The sequence below is a fragment of the Aeromonas sp. s6 genome, from assembly GCF_040907815.1.
Classification (GTDB): domain Bacteria; phylum Pseudomonadota; class Gammaproteobacteria; order Enterobacterales; family Aeromonadaceae; genus Aeromonas; species Aeromonas caviae.
On the sequence record NZ_JBFOCN010000072.1, the window covers coordinates 38194 to 53551 of the forward strand.

Below are 15358 nucleotides of genomic sequence, written 5' to 3' on the forward strand. Positions count from 1 at the left end.
GGGCAATCTGCCCCACCTCTATAGGAGATCATCATGGCGTTTCCGGTGAAATGGTACAGCAATGCAATGCAGGGGGCCCCGAGTCTGGGGGATACCGCTCCCGGCGCCTTGGCCGCTCTGCTCAAGGCGTGTTTGATCACGGGGTTTGGTAACCTGACGGTCAGCAGCCTGGCATGGGATGCCGCCATGGGGTGCGCAGTGGCCACCATCGACAACGGTCACAGCTACCTGCCTGAATCGGTGATCGCTATCAGTGGCGCCAGCCCGGCCGCCTACAACGGCGAGCACCGGGTCAAACAGGTGAATGCGACCAAGGTGTGGTTTGAGCTGGACGGCGGCAACCCGGGCAGCAGCGCCACCGGCACCATCAGCATTAAGATCCCGGGGTTGGGATGGACGCTGCTGGCGGAAAGCGCTGATGGACAGACCATGATCATCCGCAGCCCGGAGTCGGTGGATCAGTACCCGGTGTGCTACCACATCGACAACACGGCATTCAGCGGGTGGACAAATGGCACCCTCAACTACTATTTTGCCAAAGTCAGCATGGTGGAGGATGTGCAGGATCTGACCACCTACACCTTGATTAGTACGCAGGCGTGGCCAGCCACCAAACGGTACTCCGATGGCCGCTGGGATCTTATTGGGGACAAGCTGCTGTTCTATTTCATCCCGGCGTATGCTGCTCGCAATGCTCGCTCATGTATTCCAGTTGGGTACATCAACTCGGTCAGGGCAGGAGACCGCTATCATGCGGTGTTGGGGGGTATCCCAAACAGTATCGGTGCAACGACTGCGTACAGTTGGGCTGCCCCCCAAAGTTACTCACCCAGTAATATCCACAACGATTTCCTCATTCACTCTGCATCTGGCACTCGTGTGCTGGCGCGCGCCCATAGCCAGTTATTTGGGGTCATAACCTGGGTGACTGTCGGGCTGTTCGGAAGAATGGGAATGGGCCTCGCTGTTCCAAATCCTGCAGACAACGGTTTTTATCTGGCCAAAGAGCCGACCATGGTACTGGAAGGAGGAGACACCATGCGCGGTTCCTTGCCAGGGTTAATCAATCCCTATGGCGATATCGCAGCCTACGACGGTAAGACGTTTAGCAATCTTCCACTTATGGGGGGGCGCTCGGTGCGTTTCCTCAGAGCGACATATGCTATTAGCGCATACACAGGCGTGGCGGTATCGCTAGTAGGTTTTGACATCACCGGCCCCTGGAGGTAGCGATGGATCCGCTTTACCCGTTTGCCGTCATCGGTTCTGGGCTGGTGTGGGGAAATCAGGAGACTCCAGCCGAAGCCGTACTCCCTCTGCTTGAAACTCGGCCTCGCCCGCTGGCGTGTCAACCCGGTCTGGGGGCCTACGATGGCTTGATGATGGTGACGCCAGAAGGCCGATCCCGCGCCATGGGCCACATCGAGAGCACAGTCACCATCAACGGTGAGGGGGTCGCTCGCCGTGTGCTCTGCTTCACCCAGTCGGGGGATCTGATCGCCGAAACCATGAGCCGGGAAGGAGATGGCAAATATCGGTTCGACAGTCTTTGGCTGGCCCAACGTTACATGCTGGTCGCCCAGGACGATCCGGCGTTCGGCCCGGCCGATTACAACGCCGTGGCGGCCGACTACCAGCTCCCCACCCCCTACGCCCCCGGGGAGGGGGTCGGCCTGTCAGGAGGTTGATATGTTCACCTACTCCGATACGTTGCGCACCGCTCGCGCCAATCTGCTGGCCACGGCCATCGACTCAGGCAGTGCGGGGCCGGCGACCCTCACCATTTACACCGGGCCACGGCCCGCCCCGGGGGCCGCCGTCACCAGTCAGGTGCTGCTGGTCGCCATGCAGTTTACCCACCCCTGCGCCCAGAGCGTGACGGGCGGGGTGCTGACCCTCAAGCCGCTTGCCGAGAAGATGGTCACCGGTAACGGAGTCCAGACGTGGGGGCGGTTGGCCAACCGCGATGGGGTCTTTATCGCAGACCTGGATGTGGGGCCACCGGGCAGCGGGGCCGACATCGAGATCCCGGCCAACGAGCTGTATGCGGGCGCCATGGTGCGCATCAACAATGCCACCTTCACCGAACCCTAACCGCTCTGCGTGAGCCAAGAGGTCAGCATGGCCAGAACCGACGCCCGCCTGGCGCTGCAGAAGGCCCGCAAGTCGTCCGCTGCCCTGGAGCTGAACCCGGCCATGGTGGTGCGCTATGTGGTCGTGCTGCAGGGCACCTGTCTGCCGCCCACCTTCGCCAGCTCCCCCGGGCTGGTGCTGCCTGCCGTCTTGCAGGGGCAGGGGCAGGCACCGCTGACAGATGTCACGATCACGCCCATCCATCCGGCTACCCTGGCCAGCACGGCCCCTGCCACGGTCACGGACATCACCGCCAGCGTGGTGATCGATGCGACGTTGGCCGTGACGGCGCGGGCCGCGCTCTACCAGATTGAGGCGGGCTATGACATCAACGTGTTTAGGGGACCGAGCCACACCAGCCAGGGTCAGTGGCAGCAAGCCCAGAATGTAGTGGCCAGCGTCATCAGCCACTGGGAGCGCCCCGGGGTGGCCCAGGCGCACCATCAGCAGTCCTGGCAAGAGGGCACGGCGCTGGAGAGCACTCTGGTAGGTGTCGCGGCCCAGATGCCGCGCTGCGATAACCTGGTGCAGGATCGCTTTGAAGAAGGCCCGGCACTGGGCACGACCCACGGCACCGGCTTTACCAGCCTGCCGCGCTGCGATGTCACTCCGCGCTCGCCGTGGCGTGAGGCCACCAGGGCGGGGTGCTGGCAGGTGAGCGGTTATCGTGACCTGCCGCGCCTGGACAACGAGTGGCAGGGCGGCTGGGCCCAGGGTATCGGGCTGGGGTTCACCCTGACCGGCCAGCGCTGGCAGTGGGGTCTGCCCCTTCGCAAAAGCTGGCGGGATGGGTGGGACGAGGCGATACAGCCCCCCTGGGGCATCACGCCGCCCCCCAAGCCCCCCATCACCCCGGAGCGCCCGGACAAGCGCAGCCGCAAGCTGGCGTTCGGCCGCCCCCGGGGGGATGCCTCCCTGGAGTTTGTCTGGTTCGGGCAAGCCCACATCGTTATTCCAACCCGGAGGGTTTACCTGGTGAGCAACGCAGCAAGCATTGTACGGGTGAGGGACGGGCTCGACATTCCCGCCACCTCGCTGAGCATCGAGCTCGATACCGACTCCTGGGCCTGGCAGTTCACGGCCCAGATCCCCCGCATCGCGGCAGCCGAGATGATGGACGAGGAGGAGGTAAGCATCTTCGTCAACGGCCAGCAGTGGGATTGCGTGTGCGATGGTTGGCAATCAAGCCAGAGCTTTGCCCGCGAGTCGGCGACCCTGACTGGGCGCTCGCGCACAGCCTACCTGTCGCCAACCCACGAGTTACCCCAGGCGGTGAGTGAGATCGGGGCTGCTACCATGGCCCAGCTCGCGGAGGCGCTGCTGCCGTTCGGGTGGACCCTGGACTGGCAGGCGCCGGATTGGCTGGTACCTGGCGGCTTCTTCAGCCTCGACAGCCAGACTCCCATCGAGACGATCAAGTACCTGGCCGAGGCGGCGGGTGGGTTCGTGTTACCGCATCAGCGCGATCGGCACCTGGTCATCAAGCCACGCTATCCGACCGTGCCCTGGCAGCTCGATGGGGCGCTGGCCGATGTGGCCATCCCCCGCGCCATCATTACGACGCTGGGCAGCGACTTCCAGCCGGGGCTGCCAGCGAACGGCATCTATGTCAGCGGTGGCCATCAGGGCATCAACGCGCGGGTGCTGCGCCAAGGCACAGCAGGGGAGCGGCAGGCTTTGGCCATCACCCACCCGCTGGTGTGCGATGTGGTGGCGGCTCGCGCCCAGGGTGTGGTGGGCTTGGCCAAGACCATGCCGAAGCGCACCCAGACCATCCAACTGCCGTTGTCTGCCGATACGGGGCTTATTCTGCCCGGGGCGTTGCTCGCGGTGGATGGCTGGAAGGGATACAACCGGGGCGTCAGGGTCTCTGCTGAGCTGCAGAACAAGGCCATGACGGTGCGCCAGCAACTGAGTGTGGAGCGATTTGTATGAACCTGTTCAAGCAGTTCCGGGAGCTGATACCCGGCGCCGACCCGTTGCTGGTCGGGACCGTCACCGCAACGACGGGTACCAGTACCACGCTTGAGACCCCGGGCGGGGGCGTGGTGATTGTGCGAGGGGGAGGGGTGGCCATCGGCCAGAAGGCGTTTTATCAGGGAGGCGCCATCATTGGGCCCGCGCCTGATTTACCAACCTATGAAATCGAGGTTTAAACCCCTGTTAAACGTTGGCTTTTTCTGGCGATATGGCAATCAGTGGTTAGGCTTTATTTGTTCAAGGAGGATATCGCTATGAAGAATGTGAAAGGATTCACATTGCTTGAACTGATGATAGCGGTCAGTTTGGGCGTCATTTTACTCGGTATTGAGGCCCCGGCTTTATCCAGCTTGCTCAGCGGAAACGCTCTGCATTTCGAGTCCCGTAACATACTGAAAAACATGAGATTCGCTCGTAGCCAAGCAATTGACAATCAGACGGTAGTGACTGCGTGTTTGGCTGATGCCAACGACAATTGCGTAACGGCAGACCCCTCGCATTTCTTGGTGTTCATTGACGACAATGCAAATGACGTCTTGAACAATGGAGAGCAGGTTTTGGTAAGAAGTGCAGATTTCCCCAGCTCACTGACAGCAACTAACAGCATCACCTCTAGCACTTTCAGCCCGGATGGTACTCGGGATATCGATGATGAAGATGAACATGTCATCAGCCTCTGTATCTCAGGTAATGCACAGGTCAATCTTGTGACGCCGCCAGGTGGCCGAACCCGTCAAGAAACTCAAGCATTCATCTGCCAATAGCATCTTTCATTCTCGGCGGAATCTGCATCGCCGAGAATGATAAATACCATGCTCCAGTCGATAGTCATTTTCCCCGTAAGAATTTCTCATTTTTCGCGGCGGGCTACACGTGCTCGGCCAGGAGGGCGGCAAGCCGGCCCACCACGCCAATCTGGCCCAGGATCTTGTCGGTGACGATGAGCGCCTTGCGATAGCCATGTCCCTGGATATCCGCTGCCGCTTCCTGCAGGCAGCCCGCCCCCATCAGGTTGATTGCGGGAATGTAGAACTTGAATGTCGCCATGATGGACTCCGTATGATTAGCCATTAAGTGGTATGCGGGCGCCAACATAACAGCGTCGGAGGGGATGAGAAGGGGTCAATGGTATCTCGTTTGCAACTTTGTGGACTCGATCGAGCTCTTTAAATGGACGGTCGCTCAAGGCTTGACAAGGGATGGGAGTGCAAAAGGAACGTAAAAACGTTTTTCAAGAAATTCATCATCTTAGCAAACGTTTCGCGCCATTTTTGTCAGCTTTGAAGCGCAGAAGTGTGAGGCGCATCAAGGAATTGGAAAGCGTTTTTGACCATAGTTGGCGCCTCCCCGGATGAGGGGACACCGGCTTGAAAGTACCATAAAGAATCACCTTAACTGCACTCGGCTGCCATGCGGCGGGGCGCAACCAGGAGTCCACTATGTCTGATGTATTTCACTTGGGTTTGAAAAAAGCGGATCTGCAAGGCGCCACCCTGGCGATCGTCCCCGGTGACCCCGAGCGCGTGAAGCGCATCGCAGAGCTGTTGGACAACCCGGTGCACCTGGCCAGCCATCGTGAATTCACCACCTGGCGCGGCGAGATGGACGGCAAGGCCGTGATCATCTGCTCCACCGGTATCGGTGGCCCGTCCACCTCCATCGCGGTGGAAGAGCTGGCCCAGCTGGGTATCCGTACCTTCCTGCGCATCGGCACCACCGGCGCCATCCAGCCGCACCTGAACGTGGGCGACGTGATCGTCACCACCGGCTCCGTGCGCCTCGACGGTGCCAGTCTGCACTTCGCGCCGATGGAGTTCCCGGCAGTGGCCGACTTTGACTGCACCACCGCCCTGGTGAACACCGCCAAGGAGCTGGGCTCCAAGCTGCATGTGGGCGTCACTGCTTCTTCTGACACCTTCTACCCGGGTCAGGAGCGTTACGACACCGTATCCGGTCGCGTGGTACAACGTTTCCAGGGTTCCATGAAAGAGTGGCAAGCCATGGGCGTGCTGAACTACGAGATGGAGTCCGCGACCCTGCTGACCATGTGTACCAGCCAGGGCCTGCGTGCGGGCATGGTGGCCGGTGTCATCGTGAACCGTACCCAGCAGGAAATCCCGAACGCCGAAACCATGGCGAAAACCGAATCTGATGCCATCAAGATCGTGCTGGGCGCCGCCCGCAAGCTGATCTGATAGCACCACACCGAGTGGGGGGTGGGGGCCGTTGCGAAAGCGCGGCCCCTATCTTTATCCGCCGTTTGCCCCTTTTGCCTTCCTGGCCCTGCTTTCCCCCTTCTTCGTTACCCCTGTTGCACCGTCATGGCCGCCAGTGCCTGCGCAAAGGGTGCCTCACAGCGGATCTGTACCGCTTCGCCGCTCACCGGGTGCACAAAACCGAGTTCACTGGCGTGCAGCATCAGTCTGGGGGCCCGTTCGCAGCCGGGCGGGAGCAGGCCGCCATAGAGATCGCATCCCAGGATGGGATGGCCCAGCCACTGGCTGTGGATGCGCAGCTGGTGGGTGCGCCCGGTTTCCGGTACCAGCCTGACCCGGGTCAATGGCACCGGCTGGCCTGCCCCCTCCAGGGTGAGCCGCTCCATCACCTGATAGCGTGAGCGGGCGGGTTTGCCGCTGGCGGCGCAGATGCTCATCAGCGGGAACAGCGCCGGATCCTTGGCAATGGATGCGTCGATGACGCCCTCATCCGCCGCCAGATGGCCGCAGAGCAGTGCCTCGTAAGCCTTGCTCACAGTGCGCTGGCTGAACTGGTGGCAGAGCAGGGCGTTGATGCTCTTGTTTCTGGCCACCACCATGACGCCCGAGGTGCCAAAGTCGAGGCGGTGCACCAGGGTGCAGCCGGGGTAATCCTGTACCAGCCGGTAATGGACCGAATCGAGGTTCTGCGGGTTCTTGCCCGAGAGGCTCAGCAGGCCGCTCGGCTTGTTGATGAGCAGCAGATGCGCATCCTCAAACAGGATCTCGATGATGGCGGCGCAGGGCGGAGCAACAAAGGTGTCGATGATGGCGGACATGGGGCAACCGGACGATGAAGGGGGAGGGATCATACCCGAACGATGGCGGCGCGGCGAATCTGGGTGTCCGCTCCCAAGGCCTGTCGCCAAGTACTTGATCTCGTTGGTTGAGGCGTTTTGTGACTCCCTCCTGAGTTCATCTGGCCATCTCTTGCTAAGGTATGGCTCCCTGTCATGTTGTAAGGAGTCTGTCCATGGCGTTGCCCGTTATTCTCGATTGCGATCCCGGCCACGATGATGCCATCGCCCTCATTCTGGCGCTGGCGAGCCCCGAGCTGAAGGTGCTGGCGGTCACCACCAGCGCGGGCAACCAGACCCCGGACAAGACCCTCAACAATGCCCTGCGCATCCTGACCCTGCTCGGCCGCGACGACATCCCGGTGGCGGCGGGGGCTGCCAAGCCCCTGGCCCGTGAGCTCATCATCGCCGACAACGTCCACGGCGAATCGGGGCTGGACGGCCCAGAGCTGCCGGATCCCGCCTTTGCTCCCCGGGCGATGAGCGCCCTTGAACTGATGGCAAGGTGTCTGCGCGAGAGCCCGGAGCCGGTCACCCTGGTACCGACCGGGCCGCTCACCAACATTGCCCTCTTGCTGGCGGCCCACCCCGAGCTCAAGCAGAAGATCGCCCGCATCGTACTGATGGGGGGCGCCGCCGGTGCGGGCAACTGGACCCCCGCGGCGGAATTCAATATTTATGTGGATCCCGAAGCGGCCGATATGGTCTTCAAGTCGGGGCTGCCCATCACCATGTGCGGGCTGGACGTGACCCATGAGGCCCAGGTGATGGACGAGGATATCGAGCGGGTACGCGCCATTCCCAACCCGGTAGCGCAGTGCGTGGCACAGCTGCTCGACTTCTTCATGATCTATCATCGGGATCCCAAGTGGGGATTTGCTGGCGCGCCGCTCCATGACCCCTGTACCATCGCCTGGCTGCTGGCGCCCTCCCTGTTTCACGGGGTGGAGTGCCGGGTCGATATCGAAACCGGCGGGACCCATACCCTGGGCATGACGGTGGTGGATCGCTACGACCTGACCGGCAAACCGGCCAATGCCCTGGTGCTGCTGGGGCTCGACAGGGTCGGTTTCATCGAGTTGCTGGTGCAGCGACTGCGCTCATTTGGTTGACATCCTGGACATCGGATAAGGGGTTTGGAATGTGGAAAGGGACGTTGGCGCTGCTGACATGCATGCAACTGACGGGTTGCGCGACCCCGTTCGAGAAGATGTGGCAGGGGCTGGCGACCTGCGAGCTGGACACCCTTCATCTCGACATCGAGACCGGGCGCCCGGCCAATCCGCAGCTCGCCATGTATACCCCTGACAAGGTGAGCGAGGGCTTTGCCTGGTACAAGGTCCATCAGGAGTTGCACGGCCTGCCCATCGTCGGCTTCCTGGTGCCAGCCTCCACCTTCGAGGTACATGCCCTCTTCGTGGATACCCCCATCGCCAATGCCCGCAGGCTGACACATAACGCCTATGGCAGCGAATTTTCCGACGAAAGGCTGCATGACGAGGGGATGGCCCCCCTGTTGCTGCGCGACCCCAACAATCCCAAGCGCTCCATCATCGACTGCACCCGGGGTGAGTCGGCGGAGCCGCTGCCGGAAGAGTCTTTCGGCGAAGGGGAGTGAGTCCGGGGGAGGGCAACGGGATATCAGGCCAGACAAGAAAGGGGCCAGCCGCAAGGCTGGCCCCTTCTCTATGGGAGCAGACCCGGGTCCGGGGTGTCAGGGATACCCCAGGGTCTGCCTGATGACGGGAAGCTGCGCAGCAATCCAGGCCGGATTGATGGGCCCCCAGTCGCTGATGCGGTAGTGCCCCTGCAGATGGCGAGCCCCCTCGGTCTGCTCGAAGGCGCACTGGATGTCGAGCTCCGCCAGGGCACTGAGGGTGTCCTGGGCGGTGCGGCGCGGCATGCCGGTCGCCTCCATGATGGCGGGCACGGTGTCCGTGCCCTGACTGATGAGGTGAGCCACGTAGAGCCGGCGATAGAAGCTGGTGCGGGTCTTACTCGGCTCGCTCATATCTCGTCCTCGAGGCGATCGAAGTAGCGCCAGGTGGCGATGGCCGCCTTGCCCATCACCAGGGCCCAGACACCGAACCAGAACCAGCGGAAGAAGCTCCAGGTGGAGGCATCGGGCTCGGTGCTCGCGATCTTGGTGACGTTGGGGAACATGGAGAACATGTTCACGCGCCAGCCGTAGGAGGTGATGATGGCCAGGCGTTTTTCGAACTCCATGGACTTGGCCTTGGCCTGGACGTCGGCGGCGTTGAACTTGAAGTAGAAGGGCCAGCCCCATTCGGTGTCTTCATTGCGAAACACCCGGATCTTCTCGCCGGGGCGCTCGGTGTAGATGTAATAGACGTCGGTGGTGGGGCCGTCAGCCGGGTTCTTCTGGCTGATGGGGCCATCCTTGTCGGTGCGCTTCACCTCCACCCCGGTGATGGTGGCGATGGTGTGTTCCGGCAGATAGAAATCGAGCCAGAGTGCGGAGAGCAGGGCGATGAGGCCGAGCGTGATAAAAGCGGGTTTCTTGAACTTCAGGCTCATGATGATCTCTCGATGAGGGGGAGTGACGTGCCTCTACCATACCCACATTTGCGAATGCAGCCCAGCCCCTAATGACACCTTGATGGCAAAAACCCGTTTTAAACAGGAGGCGTGAAGGGAAAGGGGCAAGTGCGGGGCCAGCGCCGGGCCCCGTGGTATCGAAGAGATCCTCGCAGTATCAGAGCTGGAACTGGGCGAGCTGCCTGCGCTGCTGCTCGGCGAGCTGTGACAGTTCGTGACTAGCGGCGGCACTTTGGCTGATGCCGGCAGCGTTCTGGTTCACGATCTCGTGGATGTTGGTGAGGTTGCGGCTGATGTCGGCGGTGACGCAGGATTGTTGTTCTGCCGCGGTCGCCACCTGGGCGTTGGCACCGTTGATCTGGTTGACCGCGTCCGTGATGCCCCCCAGCAAGGCCTGTACCTCGGCGGAGAGCTGCTGGTTGTGGCCAAGGATCTCCAGGGTCTGCTGCACGCCGCTGTTGGCGGAGAGGGACTGGCTCTGCAACTGCTCGATGATGGCCTGGATCTCCTTGGTGGAGTCCTGGGTACGGGCGGCCAGCAGGCGCACTTCGTCGGCCACCACCGCAAAGCCGCGGCCGCTTTCACCGGCGCGGGCCGCCTCGATGGCGGCGTTGAGGGCCAGCAGGTTGGTCTGCTCCGAAATGCTCTGAATGACTTCGATCACCTTGCCGATCTGCTCGGACTGGGACTTGAGCCTGGCCACCACAGTCGCGGCGTTCTCCAGACTGCCCGCCATGCGGCCGTTGGCCTCGATGCTTTCGGCAAACAGGGCCAGCCCCTGCTCGACCCGACTGTTGGCATCCCGGGCCAGCTCGTCGGCCAGGGCGGCGTTGTGGTTGACGTTGTCGGCGGTGCTGGCCAGCTCGGTGACGGCGGAGGCCACCTGTTCGGTCTCACCGCGCTGCTGCTGGGCGTTGACCTCTGCCTGGGTCATCACAGCGGCAAGCTCGGTGGCGGCGGAGGCCACATTGCCGCTGATGCCGGTCAGGGTCTGGATGGTGTTGGCAAGCTGGCTCAGGGTCCGGTTGATATCCCTGGCGAGCTGGCCCAGCTCGTTGTTGCCTTCAGCATTGGCACGCACGTTGAAGCGGCCGAGGGCGACGGCGTGCATCACCTCCTGCAACTGGCCGATGGGTTGCACGATGCGCCCGGAGATCCACCAGCCGCCCAGCAGGGCCGCGATCAGGGTGCCCCCCATCAACAGCAGGGTGCGCAGCAGGGTCGCGCGGTAGTGGGCCTGCTCCTCGGCAATCTCAGTCTGGGTCAGCTGATTGATGTGGACGGACATGGCATCGATCTGCTTGATGAGCGCCTCCCCCAGATCGCGAAAGTGCAGGCGGGCCTGCTCATAGGCGGCGGGATCGCCACTGCCTTGGTACTTGGCGGTCAGCAGGGGCAGCATGCTGCTGCGGGTATGGCCGAGGTAGGCCTGCAGGGCGGCCGCGACCTGACGGTTGTCCTGCTCGGCACCGGTGACAACCAGTCTGGTCAGGATGGCGCCAATCTCCTGCTCGGCGGCGGAGAGCTGGGCCGGCAACTGGGCGAAGAGGGCCTCATCGTAGAGGCCGTAGATGGCGTTGGTGCGCAGCCGGTAGGTGGCGTGGATCAGGGCCGCGATGTCGTCCTTGTGGCGGGTGACGCTGGCTGTGGTTTCATTCGTGTCCTGAATGGCACCGTCGATTTCCTGTTTGCTGATCACGGCCATCAGCAGCATCAACAGGCTGGCGAGCAGGAGAGGGATAAGCACTTGAAGACGAATGGAGAGATTGTTCAAAGACATGAAAGATCCTAACCCGAAAGAGGAACAAGGCCGCATCTTACACAGGTGCGACAATCCTTGTCACAGGGTTTTTGAGTCTGAATTCGGGCTGAACGAAAAGGTTTTTCTTGTGTTAAAAGAGTGTGCTGGGCATGATCGTCTGCTTGTTACCTGGAGGTGTAGTGTGTCCGACTGGATTGATCCCGCCATCTTGGCGCTCTTTATTCCCACGTTCTTTTTTGTCTCAGTAACCCCCGGTATGTGCATGACCCTGGCGATGACCCTGGGCATGAGTCTGGGGGTGCGCCGTACCCTGCACATGATGTGGGGGGAGCTTGTCGGCGTCGGCCTGGTCTCCGTGCTGTCGGTGGTCGGGGTGGCGGCAGTCATGCTCAACTACCCGGCCCTGTTCTCTGCATTCAAATATGTAGGTGGCGCCTACCTGGTCTGGCTTGGCATCCAGATGTGGCAGGCCAAGGGCAAGATGGCCATCCCGGCGGATCTCTCGGCGGGCCAGCAGACCAGCCCCATGGGACTGGCCGTGCAGGGTTTCGTGACCGCCATCGCCAACCCCAAGGGGTGGGCCTTCATGGTCTCCCTGCTGCCCCCCTTCATCAATGCGGCCAAGCCGATGGCACCCCAGATAGGGGCCCTGGTCGCGCTCATCCTGGTCATCGAGTTCTCCTGCCTGATGCTCTATGCCAGCGGTGGCCGCACCTTGCGCCATTTCCTCGCCAAGAGCGGCAATGTCACTCTGATGAACCGGATCGCGGGCTCTCTGATGCTGTTTGTCGGGGTCTGGCTGGCCTTCGGTTAAACACCCGCTCAATCTGCCGCCCTATGTGACGCCATGGGGCACCTGAAGAGAGATTATGCAAAAAGGCCACCTCCCTGCCCGGGAGGTGGCCTTTTACATGGGCCCGTTTTTTTATGAACCCACTTTTCATGGACTCATGAGGTCAGTCGGTCAGGCAGTCCGGATCGAACACGTACTCCCCGGCCAGCCAGCGCAGGATCTCGTTCACGCAGGCCTGATCCTGGAACGGCAGGTAGCGGCTCTTGAGATGGATGACCTGCTCGGGGGTGAGCTGGGCCAGACCGATGTCCTGGAAGAGCGGCAGGTCTGCCTGGATCATGGCGGAGATCTGCGGCCCGCAGGTGGCGTTGAGGGAGGCGTGCAGCGCCTTGTCAGGATCGTACTGCTTGCCGAGCTTGTAGCTCATGGGCAGGGTGGCGAGCGGCAGGGCCGAGAGGGCCGCCTGCTTCATGGGATTGACCGCATGGCCGCTCACGAGATCCGCCAGCTCTGCCGGACGGTTTTCGAAGGCGCGCAGGTGCAGGAAGCTGCTCGCCTTGCTGCCGTCATTGACCGGATAGTTGTCCCACAGGAAGGGCTTGCGATGGAGCCAGTCGGCGGCTTGTTTGAGGTGGGCAGCCGGATACTCGGTGGAGCAGACTTTGGGGCCGGTCCAGAAGACATCGATGCGCCTGTCGAGCCCCTGACCCAGATCCTGCAGATAGTGGGGGGGCATGGTACCGAACACCTTCTCCAGCACCGGATCCGTGCTGTAGTAGCTGGGGCAGAACAGCAGGCGGCCTGCGTCGGTGTGGGCCGCGATGTCGTGGGCGATGGTGAGCTGCCAGTGGGCGAGATCCGGGGTGTCCCCCTTCATGTCGTCAAACAGGATCGCCAGGATATCGGGCTTGAGCGCCTCCTCGATGAGCCTCACCTTCTCCAGCAGGGCGGGTCGCTGGCGGGCATAGTCGTGATGGGCCCCCATGGGGCTCAGGCCCACCCCGAAGGCCAGACCGTTCTCCCGGCACTGGCGGGCGAGCTGGCACAGGGCTTCAAGCTGGTCGGCGGGCCAGGGTGTGGCCCAGTGCTTGCGCAGGTAGCCGTCTTCCTTGGGGGCGTAGAGGTAGAAGCCATAGCCGTGGCGGGGCAGCCACTGGGCGTAGCGGGCACGGGCTTCCCAGCTCCAGCCCTTGCCAAAGAAACCCTCGATGAGGCCCAGCTTGGGCGAGGGAGGATACAGACCGGACAACAGGGTTTGATAAGGCATGGTTCACTCCCTTCTCACACAAATGCGGGCTACGATGGCCGGCGCCTAGACGGGGTCTTCTTCCAGGAAGCGTACCCCTATCTTGCGGGGTTCACCCTCTTCCATTTCCGCCACCGTCCAGAGCAGTCCCTGCCAGGCGACATGGTCACCGACCACCAGATTATCGCCCAACTGGTGGGCAATAAAATCGCCGAGGCTCTGATCCGCCACCTCGCTCACATCCAGCCCGTAGAGCGGGGCGAGATCCACCAGCCTGGCGTTGGCCTCCAGCAGGAAGTCACCGAAGAAGCGCGGGCCCAGATCCTGCTCCGGCGCCTGGCTGAAGAGCTGACCGAGGGCGGGCAGGTCGTGCTCGTGGCCGATGACGCAGAGGATGTCATCGGATTGCAGGCAGGTACTGCCTGAGGGGTGGAGCAGCTCCTGGCCGCGGAACAGGGCGCAGATGCGGGTGCCCTGGGGCATGCGCAGCTCCCGCAAGGGCGAACCGATGCACCACTTCTCGGCGCTCAGGCGATAGACGAAGGTTTCCCACTGGCTGTCGAGATCGATTTCCAGCCCAGAGCGGTTGATGGGAGAGGGCGGTGCGGGCACCTCCACTCGCGCCAGCTTTGATGCCAGCGGCAGCGAGCTGCCCTGCAGGATCAGCGAAACCAGCACCACGAAGAAGGCGACATTGAAGTAGAGCTGGGCATTGGGCAGCCCTGCCATCATGGGGAAGACCGCCAGGATGATGGGCACGGCGCCGCGCAGCCCCACCCAGGAGATGAACCAGCGCTCGCGCGGCGCGAAGTTCTTGAACGGCAGCAGTCCAATCCAGACCGACACCGGACGGGCAAACAGGATCATCCACATGGCCAGGGCCAGCGCCGGCAGGGCGATGGGCAGCAGCTTGTGGGGCGAGGCGAGCAGCCCCAGCACCAGGAACATGCCGATCTGGCTGAGCCAGGTCAGGCCGTCCAGCACGGAGAGGGTGGTACTGCGGCTGCGCAGGGAGAGGTTGCCGAGCAGCAGGCCGGTGAGGTAGATGGCGAGGATGCCGCTGCCCCCCACCGCCGTGGTGAGGGCGAAGATGAGCAGGCCGCCGCTCACGGTGAGCAGGGGATAGAGACCGGGGGCGAGTTTGGCACTGTTGATGAGCTTCCACAGCAGCCAGCCCCCCGCAAGGCCGATGCCAGCGCCCAGACCAAACTGCTTGACGAGTTGCAGCAGCAGGAAGCCGGCATCCAGCCCCTGCTGGGCGGTGGCCAGTACCTCGATCAGGGTGACGGTGAGAAAGACCGCCATGGGATCGTTGCTGCCCGATTCTATCTCCAGGGTGGCGCTGACCCGCTCGTTGAGGCTGCGCCCGCCGAGCAGGGAGAAGACCGCCGCCGCATCGGTGGAGCCGACGATGGCACCGATGAGCATCCCCTGCATCAGGTTGAGGTCGAACAGCCAGGCGGCGGCGAGGCCCGTGAGGCCGGTGGTGATGGCCACCCCGACCGTGGCCAGCGAGAGCGCGGGCCAGAGCGCGACCCGAAAGGAGGAGACCCGGGTGCGCATGCCGCCGTCCAGCAGAATGATGGCCAGTGCCAGGTTGCCCACCAGGTAGGCGACCGAGTAGTCGGCGAAGTGGATGCCGCCGGGACCATCCTCACCCGCCAGCATGCCGACGGCGAGGAAGATGACCAGAATGGGGATGCCGACTCTGGAGGAGAGTGCGCTCAACAGGACACTGGCACCCACCAACAGGGCACCGATGAAGAAGAAACTGTTGACGGTGGTGGCATCCAATGGCGAACTCCTTATGGCGGGCTGCAAAACAGGCACATT

The 15358-nt window shown here is 62.5% G+C and carries 16 protein-coding genes and 1 pseudogene; 10 read left to right on the forward strand and 7 right to left on the reverse strand.

Annotation, left to right across the window (positions count from 1 at the left end; translation table 11 throughout):
• Nucleotides 1–33 precede the first annotated feature (33 nt).
• From AB5Y50_RS11430 to AB5Y50_RS11455, 6 genes are all read left to right on the forward strand, one after another.
• The gene (locus tag AB5Y50_RS11430) at nucleotides 34–1230 is read left to right on the forward strand and encodes a hypothetical protein (protein ID WP_279989750.1); all 1197 of its coding nucleotides are present in this window, start codon (nucleotides 34–36) and stop codon (nucleotides 1228–1230) included.
• Nucleotides 1231–1232: 2 nt separating this feature from the next.
• A complete protein-coding gene (locus AB5Y50_RS11435; protein WP_279989749.1) occupies nucleotides 1233–1688 on the forward strand; it encodes a hypothetical protein in 456 nt (151 codons plus the stop codon).
• Between the two features lies 1 nt (nucleotide 1689).
• Complete coding sequence (locus AB5Y50_RS11440; protein ID WP_239053225.1) at nucleotides 1690–2094, forward strand: hypothetical protein; 405 nt, start codon at nucleotides 1690–1692, stop codon at nucleotides 2092–2094.
• Nucleotides 2095–2121: 27 nt separating this feature from the next.
• Nucleotides 2122–4068 carry a hypothetical protein gene (locus tag AB5Y50_RS11445; protein ID WP_368162877.1) on the forward strand — a complete coding sequence of 649 codons (1947 nt, stop codon included), beginning with the start codon at nucleotides 2122–2124 and terminating at the stop codon, nucleotides 4066–4068.
• Complete coding sequence (locus tag AB5Y50_RS11450) at nucleotides 4065–4289, forward strand: hypothetical protein (RefSeq protein ID WP_042016781.1); 225 nt, start codon at nucleotides 4065–4067, stop codon at nucleotides 4287–4289. The genes AB5Y50_RS11445 and AB5Y50_RS11450 overlap by 4 nt, the downstream gene beginning before the upstream one ends.
• A gap of 78 nt (nucleotides 4290–4367) precedes the next feature.
• Nucleotides 4368–4877, forward strand: a complete 510-nt coding sequence (locus AB5Y50_RS11455) for a GspH/FimT family pseudopilin (protein ID WP_368162879.1) — start codon at nucleotides 4368–4370, stop codon at nucleotides 4875–4877.
• 109 nt (nucleotides 4878–4986) lie between these two features.
• Here AB5Y50_RS11455 and AB5Y50_RS11460 read toward each other — a convergent pair.
• A pseudogene (locus AB5Y50_RS11460) lies at nucleotides 4987–5160 on the reverse strand (L-threonine dehydrogenase); the annotation flags it as partial.
• Between the two features lie 392 nt (nucleotides 5161–5552).
• Here AB5Y50_RS11460 and udp point away from each other — a divergent pair.
• Nucleotides 5553–6308 carry a uridine phosphorylase gene (udp, locus tag AB5Y50_RS11465; RefSeq protein WP_010674037.1) on the forward strand — a complete coding sequence of 252 codons (756 nt, stop codon included), beginning with the start codon at nucleotides 5553–5555 and terminating at the stop codon, nucleotides 6306–6308.
• Nucleotides 6309–6415: 107 nt separating this feature from the next.
• On the opposite strand, the gene AB5Y50_RS11470 is transcribed toward udp, so the two are convergent.
• Nucleotides 6416–7180: an RluA family pseudouridine synthase gene (locus AB5Y50_RS11470; RefSeq protein ID WP_201984692.1), complete on the reverse strand. Its 765-nt coding sequence runs from the start codon at nucleotides 7178–7180 to the stop codon at nucleotides 6416–6418.
• A 161-nt stretch (nucleotides 7181–7341) separates the two neighbouring features.
• On the opposite strand from AB5Y50_RS11470, the gene rihA reads away from it, so the two are divergent.
• Both rihA and AB5Y50_RS11480 read left to right on the forward strand, forming a co-directional pair.
• Nucleotides 7342–8277: a pyrimidine-specific ribonucleoside hydrolase RihA gene (gene rihA, locus AB5Y50_RS11475; RefSeq protein WP_010674039.1), complete on the forward strand. Its 936-nt coding sequence runs from the start codon at nucleotides 7342–7344 to the stop codon at nucleotides 8275–8277.
• A 29-nt stretch (nucleotides 8278–8306) separates the two neighbouring features.
• Nucleotides 8307–8783 (forward strand): hypothetical protein, encoded by a 477-nt coding sequence (locus AB5Y50_RS11480; RefSeq protein ID WP_029314217.1) that lies wholly within the window; start codon nucleotides 8307–8309, stop codon nucleotides 8781–8783.
• Nucleotides 8784–8879: 96 nt separating this feature from the next.
• On the opposite strand, the gene AB5Y50_RS11485 is transcribed toward AB5Y50_RS11480, so the two are convergent.
• From AB5Y50_RS11485 to AB5Y50_RS11495, 3 genes are all read right to left on the reverse strand, one after another.
• On the reverse strand, nucleotides 8880–9176 hold the full coding sequence (locus AB5Y50_RS11485; protein ID WP_039039881.1) for a helix-turn-helix domain-containing protein: 297 nt from the start codon (nucleotides 9174–9176) through the stop codon (nucleotides 8880–8882).
• Nucleotides 9173–9703 carry a DUF1523 family protein gene (locus AB5Y50_RS11490; RefSeq protein WP_039039880.1) on the reverse strand — a complete coding sequence of 177 codons (531 nt, stop codon included), beginning with the start codon at nucleotides 9701–9703 and terminating at the stop codon, nucleotides 9173–9175. Before AB5Y50_RS11490 ends, AB5Y50_RS11485 begins: the two co-directional genes overlap by 4 nt.
• 178 nt (nucleotides 9704–9881) lie before the next feature.
• Complete coding sequence (locus tag AB5Y50_RS11495) at nucleotides 9882–11504, reverse strand: methyl-accepting chemotaxis protein (protein WP_201996816.1); 1623 nt, start codon at nucleotides 11502–11504, stop codon at nucleotides 9882–9884.
• A 163-nt stretch (nucleotides 11505–11667) separates the two neighbouring features.
• On the opposite strand from AB5Y50_RS11495, the gene AB5Y50_RS11500 reads away from it, so the two are divergent.
• Complete coding sequence (locus tag AB5Y50_RS11500) at nucleotides 11668–12300, forward strand: LysE family translocator (protein ID WP_039039878.1); 633 nt, start codon at nucleotides 11668–11670, stop codon at nucleotides 12298–12300.
• Between the two features lie 142 nt (nucleotides 12301–12442).
• Here the strand turns inward: AB5Y50_RS11500 and AB5Y50_RS11505 are convergent, their stop codons facing one another.
• Entirely contained in the window at nucleotides 12443–13546 is a 1104-nt protein-coding gene (locus AB5Y50_RS11505; protein WP_180911532.1) for a beta-N-acetylglucosaminidase domain-containing protein, read from the reverse strand.
• 45 nt (nucleotides 13547–13591) lie between these two features.
• Nucleotides 13592–15319, reverse strand: coding sequence for a potassium/proton antiporter (locus AB5Y50_RS11510; RefSeq protein WP_010674047.1), 1728 nt, complete (start codon nucleotides 15317–15319; stop codon nucleotides 13592–13594).
• Nucleotides 15320–15358: the final 39 nt, after the last annotated feature.

What these genes read in the sequence shown, in the direction of transcription:
- AB5Y50_RS11435 (WP_279989749.1), top strand. Translation starts at nt 1,233, where the DNA reads ATGGATCCGCTTTACCCGTTTGCCGTCATCGGTTCTGGGCTGGTGTGG.
- AB5Y50_RS11440 (WP_239053225.1), top strand. Translation starts at nt 1,690, where the DNA reads ATGTTCACCTACTCCGATACGTTGCGCACCGCTCGCGCCAATCTGCTG.
- AB5Y50_RS11470 (WP_201984692.1), bottom strand. Translation starts at nt 7,180, where the DNA reads ATGATCCCTCCCCCTTCATCGTCCGGTTGCCCCATGTCCGCCATCATC.
- AB5Y50_RS11450 (WP_042016781.1), top strand. Translation starts at nt 4,065, where the DNA reads ATGAACCTGTTCAAGCAGTTCCGGGAGCTGATACCCGGCGCCGACCCG.
- AB5Y50_RS11445 (WP_368162877.1), top strand. Translation starts at nt 2,122, where the DNA reads ATGGCCAGAACCGACGCCCGCCTGGCGCTGCAGAAGGCCCGCAAGTCG.
- AB5Y50_RS11430 (WP_279989750.1), top strand. Translation starts at nt 34, where the DNA reads ATGGCGTTTCCGGTGAAATGGTACAGCAATGCAATGCAGGGGGCCCCG.
- AB5Y50_RS11490 (WP_039039880.1), bottom strand. Translation starts at nt 9,703, where the DNA reads ATGAGCCTGAAGTTCAAGAAACCCGCTTTTATCACGCTCGGCCTCATC.
- AB5Y50_RS11495 (WP_201996816.1), bottom strand. Translation starts at nt 11,504, where the DNA reads ATGTCTTTGAACAATCTCTCCATTCGTCTTCAAGTGCTTATCCCTCTC.
- AB5Y50_RS11480 (WP_029314217.1), top strand. Translation starts at nt 8,307, where the DNA reads ATGTGGAAAGGGACGTTGGCGCTGCTGACATGCATGCAACTGACGGGT.
- rihA (WP_010674039.1), top strand. Translation starts at nt 7,342, where the DNA reads ATGGCGTTGCCCGTTATTCTCGATTGCGATCCCGGCCACGATGATGCC.
- AB5Y50_RS11485 (WP_039039881.1), bottom strand. Translation starts at nt 9,176, where the DNA reads ATGAGCGAGCCGAGTAAGACCCGCACCAGCTTCTATCGCCGGCTCTAC.
- udp (WP_010674037.1), top strand. Translation starts at nt 5,553, where the DNA reads ATGTCTGATGTATTTCACTTGGGTTTGAAAAAAGCGGATCTGCAAGGC.
- AB5Y50_RS11455 (WP_368162879.1), top strand. Translation starts at nt 4,368, where the DNA reads ATGAAGAATGTGAAAGGATTCACATTGCTTGAACTGATGATAGCGGTC.
- AB5Y50_RS11505 (WP_180911532.1), bottom strand. Translation starts at nt 13,546, where the DNA reads ATGCCTTATCAAACCCTGTTGTCCGGTCTGTATCCTCCCTCGCCCAAG.